The organism is Stenotrophomonas sp. 10N36 (assembly GCF_056395005.1).
On sequence record NZ_JBFTIS010000044.1, the window covers coordinates 1 to 1160 of the forward strand.

General features: G+C 67.4%; 1 protein-coding gene. It reads left to right on the forward strand.

The window, feature by feature from the left end; genetic code table 11:
- Nucleotides 1–1160: type VI secretion system Vgr family protein (locus AC1DCJ_RS20280; protein WP_478071791.1), on the forward strand; the 1160-nt coding region annotated here is incomplete at both ends.

The following is a 1160-nucleotide window of genomic DNA, read 5'->3' on the forward strand; positions in this document are numbered from 1 at the left end:
GCTGGTGGCCGAGTCGCTCAATGGCGTCGAGCAGATCGATGGCGTGGGTTTCGTGTTCGACATCATCGCGTTGTCGGCCGATGCCAACCTGTCGCTGGACAGTCTGCTTGGGCAGCCGGCATTGCTGCAGATGCAGGCCATCGGCAACGAGCGCCCCTTCCACGGCCGGATCACCGCCGCCGAACGGATCGGCAGCAATGGCGGGCTGGCGCGGTATCGCCTGCGCCTGCAGCCCTGGCTGGCCTTCCTGGGCCAGCGCGTGGACAGCTACGTGTTCCATGACGCCAGCGTGGTCGACATCGTCGAGAACGTCTTCGCCGACTACAGCGGCCTGGTACCGGCATGGCGTTGGGACCTGACCGATCGCAGCCTTTACGCCAAGCGCAGCCTGACCACGCAGTACCAGGAAACCGATCTGGCCTTCGTGCAGCGTCTGCTGGCCGAAGAGGGCATCTATTACTGGTTCGAGCACGGCGCAGACCCGGGCAGCGAGTCGTTTGGTGCACACACGCTGGTGCTGGCCGACAACCATCATGGCGCCAAGGATCTCGGCGCGGTGCGCTTCCACCGCGGCGATGTGACCGAGCGCGATGACAGCGTGCAGCAGTGGTCGACCGCGCGCCGCTGGCTCACCACCAAGGTGTCCCGGCATACCTGGGATCACCGCACGCTGGAGCTGCGCCAGGCCAGCGCCGAGGCACAGACCGCGCACGAGGCGACCGGCGAAGATGCCGACACCTGCGGCCCATACGGCTGGCAGGACAACGCGCGTGGCCAGCGCCGCGCCCAGCAGCATCTGGACGCGCTGCGCGTGCGCGCACACACGATTGAAGGGCAGGGCAAGTGGCGGCAGCTGACGCCGGGCGCCCAGTTCCAGTTGGGGCAGCATCCGGGCGTGGATGCCGGCACCGCCTTCCTGTGCCTGTCGGTGCAGCACCAGGCCCGCAACAATTTCGAGGCCGACGTGTTCGACGCGCTGGAGCAGCAGCTTGGGCCGGCCGCGCAGGCGCCGCTCAGCCTGCCGGGTGCCTTGAGTGGCTTGTCCGTTTCGAATGCATCGCCGGACCTCACTACGACCTTCTACGACAACCGCTTCGTCGCCATTCCGGCCGAGGTGGTGTATCGCCCGCAGACCGAAGACGGCCACGGCACGCGTTTGC